General features: G+C 45.1%; 10 protein-coding genes and 1 pseudogene. 8 read left to right on the forward strand and 3 right to left on the reverse strand.

What is annotated here, in order from left to right:
• The 3 genes from Q0R35_RS05155 to Q0R35_RS05165 all read left to right on the forward strand — a co-directional run.
• Window positions 1–756 (forward strand): N-acetylmuramoyl-L-alanine amidase (locus tag Q0R35_RS05155; protein ID WP_295615022.1); only part of this gene is annotated, 756 nt, incomplete at its 5' end.
• An 84-nt stretch (window positions 757–840) separates the two neighbouring features.
• The gene (locus Q0R35_RS05160; protein WP_295615023.1) at window positions 841–1050 is read left to right on the forward strand and encodes a type II toxin-antitoxin system HicB family antitoxin; all 210 of its coding nucleotides are present in this window, start codon (window positions 841–843) and stop codon (window positions 1048–1050) included.
• Window positions 1051–1124: 74 nt separating this feature from the next.
• Window positions 1125–1547 (forward strand): hypothetical protein, encoded by a 423-nt coding sequence (locus Q0R35_RS05165; protein WP_295615024.1) that lies wholly within the window; start codon window positions 1125–1127, stop codon window positions 1545–1547.
• Between the two features lie 2 nt (window positions 1548–1549).
• Here the strand turns inward: Q0R35_RS05165 and Q0R35_RS05170 are convergent, their stop codons facing one another.
• Window positions 1550–1717, reverse strand: coding sequence for a DUF2442 domain-containing protein (locus Q0R35_RS05170; protein WP_366944828.1), 168 nt, complete (start codon window positions 1715–1717; stop codon window positions 1550–1552).
• A 77-nt stretch (window positions 1718–1794) separates the two neighbouring features.
• Here Q0R35_RS05170 and Q0R35_RS05175 point away from each other — a divergent pair, with 77 nt between their 5' ends.
• The gene (locus Q0R35_RS05175) at window positions 1795–2097 is read left to right on the forward strand and encodes a hypothetical protein (protein WP_295615026.1); all 303 of its coding nucleotides are present in this window, start codon (window positions 1795–1797) and stop codon (window positions 2095–2097) included.
• Between the two features lie 46 nt (window positions 2098–2143).
• On the opposite strand, the gene Q0R35_RS05180 is transcribed toward Q0R35_RS05175, so the two are convergent.
• Complete coding sequence (locus tag Q0R35_RS05180; protein ID WP_295615027.1) at window positions 2144–2905, reverse strand: hypothetical protein; 762 nt, start codon at window positions 2903–2905, stop codon at window positions 2144–2146.
• A gap of 354 nt (window positions 2906–3259) precedes the next feature.
• On the opposite strand from Q0R35_RS05180, the gene dnaK reads away from it, so the two are divergent.
• The 4 genes from dnaK to Q0R35_RS05200 all read left to right on the forward strand — a co-directional run bounded on the left by dnaK (window position 3260) and on the right by Q0R35_RS05200 (window position 7250).
• Window positions 3260–5176 (forward strand): molecular chaperone DnaK, encoded by a 1917-nt coding sequence (dnaK, locus tag Q0R35_RS05185; RefSeq protein ID WP_295615028.1) that lies wholly within the window; start codon window positions 3260–3262, stop codon window positions 5174–5176.
• Window positions 5177–5350: 174 nt separating this feature from the next.
• Window positions 5351–5734 (forward strand): type IV pilus biogenesis protein EbsA, encoded by a 384-nt coding sequence (ebsA, locus tag Q0R35_RS05190; protein WP_295615029.1) that lies wholly within the window; start codon window positions 5351–5353, stop codon window positions 5732–5734.
• A 219-nt stretch (window positions 5735–5953) separates the two neighbouring features.
• Window positions 5954–7012 (forward strand): phosphotransacetylase family protein, encoded by a 1059-nt coding sequence (locus Q0R35_RS05195; RefSeq protein ID WP_295615030.1) that lies wholly within the window; start codon window positions 5954–5956, stop codon window positions 7010–7012.
• A gap of 73 nt (window positions 7013–7085) precedes the next feature.
• Window positions 7086–7250 carry a hypothetical protein gene (locus Q0R35_RS05200; protein WP_295615031.1) on the forward strand — a complete coding sequence of 55 codons (165 nt, stop codon included), beginning with the start codon at window positions 7086–7088 and terminating at the stop codon, window positions 7248–7250.
• Between the two features lie 188 nt (window positions 7251–7438).
• Here Q0R35_RS05200 and Q0R35_RS05205 read toward each other — a convergent pair.
• Window positions 7439–7630 (reverse strand): annotated as a pseudogene (locus Q0R35_RS05205) (photosystem II q(b) protein); the annotation flags it as partial.

Here is a 7630-nt window from a genome sequence, read left to right on the forward strand (position 1 = left end):
CAAACCGACATTATCCGCTTCAACGATAACCCCATCGTTTCTCGCCTAGATTGGAAGCAAACCAGCCCTGGAGTAGTGCAATATGTCTTTAACCTCAAATCTCAACAACAGTGGGGTTACAAGCTTAGATACCAAGGTAGCAACCTCATACTCTCACTTCGACATCCACCCAAACTCGACAAAAATAATTTCGATAAACCCCTCACTGGTACTAAAATTTTATTAGATCCCGGACATGGCGGTAAAGATTCAGGTGCAGTCGGGCCGAATGGTTATACCGAAAAAGAGGCGAACTTATATGCAGCTAAATTACTAGCCAACGAGCTGGCAATGCGCGGTGCGTCGGTATATCTATCGCGAGAATCGGATAAGTTTATCGAATTAAGCGATCGTCAGACAATAATTGATAACCTAGAACCTACCCTCGCCCTCTCGATACATCATAACTCCCTCCCAGACGGCGGAAATCCCGACACCAAAGGTTTCTCTACCTACTGGTATCACGCTCAAGCTCAAAGCCTTGCGATGTATCTCCATAACTATGTGGTTAAAGATACAGGTCGTCAATCTTACGGTGTATTCTGGGATAACCTCGCCCTCGCTCGTCCTGCTTCAGCTCCTTCGGTACTATTAGAATGGGGCTTTATGAGCAATCCTAGCGAGTTTGAATTAATTGCGACACCCCAAGAGCAGCAAAAAATGGCAAAATCGATCGCCGATGGCATTACACAATGGATGAAGTCGGCGGCAAATTAGATCGTTACAGAGCGAAGGTTAGAAAACAGATGAAACCGATTTATAACAGGTTTCATCTGAAAATAACTTAGAGGAGTTAAACTAATGCGTTACGCGACTGTTATTGAAAAAATGCCCAATAACTATTCAGCTTATGTGCCAGATTTACCTGGCTGCGTGGCTACAGGTTCAACTGTTGAAGAAATTTCAGTCGAGATTCAAGCCGCAATTTCATTTCATCTCGAAGGTTTGCAATTAGAAGGATTACCGATTCCAGAGCCGACGACTATTTGCGAATATATTGAAGCAGCCTAAATACTCGATCGACTACGGTGTGCTATGCGATCGATTGGCTAGTCTAAAGGCTTTTACAAGCAGATATTAATTTTATGCAAAGCTTGTCTGAGCATCAAATTAGTCCTCATACTAATCTTATCTCTGGTTACGATCGAATCGTCAGCGGCGAGCTAATTTTCATTAATTTTATCTATCTTCCTAGCGATTTTGGAGGATGGATTATCGTACAAAAACGAGAAGAGTATGAATATCCTGTCTTAGTTGCCTATACAGAGATGACACACAACTCATTAACTTTCGTCGGACATCGCCCTCTCACTGCTGACGAATGGTTATTTTTTGAAAAATGGGAACGTAAAACTCTTGGAATCGATCGAAAAATTAAAGATTATATTACAAAAATAAAAGTAAGCGATCGAATAGCTGAAAATAATATTAATATATCAAAACAGAAAAATCTAGAAGTAAAAGGAGATATTACACAGACAAATAAAGCCAATTATGACTATTGGTAAAATCAACGATCGCGAGCAGTTGGAGCGGGTGCGCCTTTAAGCATTCCTGCTGTACTGAGATCTTCATCGATCGAATCCCAGTGAATACCATAACCACCACCGCAAACTTCCCAGCCTAAACGTTGTGCTGGAGTCGTCTGTTTTTTCCCGTTTTCCCGATCGACTGTCACCGGATGTTTACGATCGAACCAAAATGGGTATGCTCTAGGTATGACCACAAATATCGGCCTATACTCGGAGAAACTAGATGGCTCACTATCAACCTTGCCCAAACTGTGCTTCCGAACAAGCCGAAGCAATTGGCTTTACTTGGTGGGGCGGAATGGTCGGGCCGAAAATGTTTACTCATGTAAAATGTACCAAATGTGGCACTACTTATAATGGTAAAACTGGTAAATCTAATCAGCAAGCGATCGCGATTTATGTGACTTTATGGACGATATTTGGGATCGTTGTCATGACATTTTTTCCATCGCGCAATTCCAATCGACAGAATAATCCTAGCACTGCTGCTAACCAGTCAAATATCTCAACCACAGCACGATATTAACGATCTCATCGTGCCAGAAAAACCGACACGATGCGAACACCATTAATTAATACTTTGAATCGGGATTAACGCGTTTGAGAATGAGCCGACAGTCGCAGCGATAGTCTTCGATCGGTACATCAGTATAGCGTTGACCACTATTGTTTCTGCCAAAATAGCCATCCTCAAAACCTCTGGCAAATTCACCTCCAGCCGAGCGTGCCTGATAGTTATCGCGTTTGGCTTTACTGGCAGTTCCTTCACGGTAGCCATCGCTATAGGCATTGGCATGGTAGGCATCACTTTTGTCTACGGCAATCTCCTCTTTAATGGGTTTGCAACTAGCCTCGATCTCTTCTCGAAAGACAACATCTTTGAGCACCTCGGTGCGACAACGACAAGTAACCCGATTTTCAGTCGGAACGGTGGTTACTTGACCGGAATAGGGTTTAAGCCGATAGCCATCAAGATATCCTCGCACGACTTCGCCCCCATCTTCGAGTGTTAGCATAGTGGCACCTTTAATTCGATCGTCAGTGCCCTTGATATAGCCAGATTCGTATGCTCCAGGATAATTTAGCGGATCTCTGAGAGTCTTGCGATTGACTATATTGACGCATTTAAAGCCAGGATCGCTCTCGGTATGAACGCGATACTTTTTCTCAGGCTGAGGCGGAGACTCTTTAGCGATCGTTGCTGGACTAGCCAATAGCAATAGGGATGTCACAGTAATAATTATGCTGCTGCATTTATTCACAATCGTTATTCTTCCTTCGGGGTTTGGCAACCGATTATAGCCGATCGCGATTCCGCAAAGCGGACGTTTCACGAACGAATCTCCATGCCAAAAATATTAAATTAGCTCCGATCCCGATCGGATTATTCCCAGCACAGCGCACCAACTCCTTCGGTAAGCACCACTACTCTATACGGTTCGCCTCAATTTCAGCATCAGCATAAGTCACATACAGTAGAGAGGTGCAAGTTAAACAATCGAACATCAACCGTCGATCGGCAACGATGTAATTTAGGAACAGGTACGGAAAACCACCCTTCTAAAAAAGATCGGTTGGCACAAAGATAGGGATCGATTAAGTAATTATCGATCGCGCAGGTTGCACCATGCATTCCTCGTCATTATTATTCAAACTGTTGTCATTATTAAGGAAGTAGTTATAGTTTTATGGGAAAAGTTGTTGGCATTGACTTAGGAACTACCAACTCCTGCGTTGCGGTTATGGAAGGTGGCAAACCCACTGTAATCGCCAACGCCGAGGGTTTCCGCACTACCCCTTCTGTTGTCGCATTTGCGAAAAATGGCGACCGACTGGTTGGGCAAATTGCCAAGCGTCAAGCGGTAATGAATCCTGAGAATACGTTCTCTTCTGTCAAACGCTTTATCGGTCGTAAATTTGACGAAGTAAATCAAGAAGCTACTGAAATTTCGTACAAAGTAGTCAACGATGGAAACAGCGTCCGCATTGATGCTCCGGGATTGGGCAAGAAATTCGCACCCGAAGAAATCTCCGCGCAAGTACTTAGAAAGCTAGTCGATGATGCGAGTAAATATTTGGGCCAGACTGTGACCCAAGCCGTAATTACCGTACCCGCCTACTTTAACGATTCTCAGCGTCAAGCGACTAAAGATGCTGGCAAAATTGCTGGTGTAGAAGTTTTACGGATTATCAACGAGCCTACTGCTGCGGCGTTGGCTTATGGTTTAGATAAAAAGAGCAACGAAACAATTCTCGTGTTCGACCTTGGTGGTGGTACCTTCGACGTATCGGTACTCGAAGTCGGCGATGGCGTATTTGAAGTACTTGCAACCTCTGGCGATAGTCACTTAGGTGGAGACGACTTTGATAAGAAAATCGTCGATCACTTAGCTACTACGTTTATGAAAAACGAAGGCATCGACCTTCGCAAAGATCGTCAAGCTCTCCAACGTTTGACCGAAGCGGCTGAGAAAGCCAAAATCGAACTGTCTAGCGTTACGCAGTCCGAAATCAACCTCCCCTTTATTACCGCGACTCAAGACGGGCCAAAACACGTCGAAATGACGCTGACCCGTGCTAAATTTGAAGAAATTTGCTCTGACTTGATCGATCGTTGTCGCGTGCCAGTAGAAAACGCGATCCGCGATGGTAAAGTCGATAAGAGCCGAATTGATGAAGTGGTTTTAGTTGGTGGTTCGACTCGGATTCCCGCAGTTAAAGAACTCGTCAAACGCTTATTAGGTAAAGAGCCTAACGAAACCGTTAACCCCGACGAAGTAGTAGCTGTCGGCGCAGCGGTACAAGCTGGTGTCTTGGCTGGTGAAGTCAAAGATATTCTCTTACTCGACGTTACACCGCTCTCCTTGGGTGTTGAAACCTTGGGTGGTGTCATGACCAAGATTATCCCTCGCAACACGACCATTCCGACCAAGAAGTTTGAAACCTTCTCGACAGCGGTAGACGGACAAAGCAACGTCGAAATTCAGATTCTCCAAGGCGAACGGGAAATGTCTCGCGACAACAAGAGTTTGGGTACCTTCCGTTTGGATGGCATTCCCTCGGCTCCTCGTGGCGTACCCCAAATCGAAGTCACCTTAGACATCGATGCTAACGGGATCTTGAACGTTACCGCCAAAGATAAAGGTACTGGTAAAGAGCAATCCATCAGCATTACTGGTGCATCGACTCTCGACAAAACCGAAGTCGAACGGATGGTTCGCGAAGCTGAAAATAATGCTACCACCGACAAAGAAAACCGCGATAAAATCGATCGCAAAAACCAGGCTGATTCACTCACCTACCAAGCTGAAAAACAACTTCAAGAACTCGGCGATAAAGTCCCCGCAGCAGACAAAACCAAGCTCGAAGGCTTAATCGCAGAACTCAAAGAAGCGGTAACTAAGGAAGATGATGCCGAAATTCAACGCTTGAGTCCTGAAGTTCAGCAAACCCTGATGGCGATCGGTAGTAATATTTACGCACAAGCAGGTGCGAATGCTAGTGCCGATAGCGGTGACAATAACGACGCTGGTACTCCCCCTGGTGGTGGTACGACTGGCGGTGCCGATGATGTCATCGATGCAGAATTCTCGGAAACTAAATAGCAATCTAAATTAAGTGACTCGGTTTCCCTAAAGAAACCGAGTTTTTTTGTCACGATCGTAAATATCCAGCCAAAACGGTGAATACTAGGTTTAACCAATCGCATCAAGCTAGCGGCGAGAAAATTAACATTCCTCAGCCTCAAGCCTCAAGCCTAATTCCTAAAGCCTAGATCGATGAATTTATTTGATGAAATAATTGCTGCTCCACCAGATAAAGTGAATATATACGCTCCGTACTTCATGAAGTCTGCTGCCAAACGCAACGTTCTCCCCAAGGCAATTACGCTTTATCATAAAGGTGGACTCGGCGGTCATCGCTCGATCGAAGGTGGAGAGAACATTCCATACGCGATCGACTGGGTAATTCAAAACTTACCTGGCGATCTGACCAGATGTACCATGATGTTCGATGGTAATGCCGATCTCACTTATGATGTAAATCTGATGAATTCGGAATTAATCGGTTATCTCATTGATTGGCTCATCAATCTGCGGGATACCAATACCCCCGATTTCCCCCAGTATTTTTATCACAAATTGATGAGAATGGAAGGTTAGAAGCCAGCTAGCGGCACGAATCGATTTTGCCGATGGCGGAACATGCCGATGCCTAATCTGAGTCATTGCGATCGTAGGCAACCCAGATTAGGCTAGTGGTAAAGAGCGAGTCAACTCATCTAGTCACTCGCGAAATGCTCGATCTGGTGCAAGATGTGAGACTATCTGTTAGGGGCTGGTTGTCGATCGCCAATTAATGACTGAGGGTAAGTGTGTGGGATGGCTATGAAATACTTGCTGGTAGCTTCAACGGAAGCATGTAGTGGAAAATCGGCAACAATTTTGGGAATTGCCGATCGCTTACAAGAAAAAGGGATTGAGATTGCTTATGTTCAGCCTGTAGTGGCTGTCAATGCTGTCAATCCGACGCTCGATGGCGATATCCGGCTGATGGCAGAAGCTTTATCACTACCGCCAGAACGATTGGGATTACCATTGTTGGGTTTAAATGCCGAGCGGACGATCGAGCGATTGACTGGGGCAGACGATCTCGATTACATTCAATTACTCAAGCACAGCGTCCAGTTGCCTGGAAATTTGGTAATTCTCGAAGGTGGTGCCAATCTGCATGAAGGGAGTTTATTCAATCTGGCTACCATCCAAGTAGCTGAAGCTCTCGATGCTGGGGTATTGCTAGTTAATCGCTATCATCCGATCTCGACGATAGATCTGCTCGTATCGGCGCAACAACAGCTTGGAAATCGATTATTGGGGTGTATCATCAACGATATTCCCCGCGACCGCGTAGAGACCGTTCAGACATCTTTGGTGCCATATTTAGAACGGATTGGGATTCCGGTATTTGGAGTCGTACATCGGAATGGGTTGCTCCGCAGCGTCACTGTCAAGCAACTAGTCGAACAACTCGATGCCGAAATATTATGCCGTCCCGATAGGTTAGATCTGATGGTGGAAAGTCTATCGATCGGGGCAATGAATGTCAATTCGGCTCTAGAATATTTCCGACGCGGTAATAATATGGCTGTTGTCACAGGCGGCGATCGGGCAGATATTCAACTAGCCGCGCTAGAAACCTCTACACAGTGCCTAATTTTAACCGGACACCTGAGTCCTCAGCCATTCATTCTCAGCCGTGCTGAAGACCTAGAAATCCCCATTCTGTCGGTAGATCTGGATACTTTAACCACTGTCGAAATTATCGATCGGGCTTTTGGGCAAGTCCGCCTGCAAGAACCGATTAAAATTAATTGCGCGCGGGAGTTATTTGGCAACCATTGTGAGATCGATCGACTGATTTCGATGTTAGGAATCGGTTAATTATTTTTAGATATGGCAGAGCGAAGAACCTTGTATCGTCGAAGATTTTATCCCAGGGCAATCGATACGAATCGTGTTAATTGGCGATAAGTATTGGCAGGTAAAATTAGCAGGAGACGATTGGCTCAAGTCGATTCACGATCCTACTGCTGACTTTATGGAAGTCGATCGTGAGTTACTCGCAGATACTCAAAATGTGGCTCAAGCATTTGGATTAGATCTAATTATTATATCGTGACGGATGAAGGCACCAAACATTTACTCGAAGTCAATCACGTTCCTAATGTCAGTCGTTTTCCAGAGATCCGGGCAGCCTATCGAGATTATGCCGTAAATTGGGTCAACATGATATCCTTAAAACCACCAACCACTCAAAAGCCCCCTCACAATCGTGAGGGGGCTTTTCTTAACTAAATCAATTCAGTATTAACCGTTGATGGAAGGAGCAGTCAAAGCAACAGGAGTCACTTCACCAGCAGCTAAGTCAAGAGGGAAGTTGTGTGCATTTCTTTCGTGCATTACTTCCATACCCAAGTTAGCGCGGTTGATGATGTCAGCCCAGGTGTTGATTCAGTGACCTTGTGCATCTACAACTGATTGGTTGAAGTTGAAACCGTT

The organism is Chamaesiphon sp. GL140_3_metabinner_50, from assembly GCF_025361915.1.
Classification (GTDB): domain Bacteria; phylum Cyanobacteriota; class Cyanobacteriia; order Cyanobacteriales; family Chamaesiphonaceae; genus Chamaesiphon.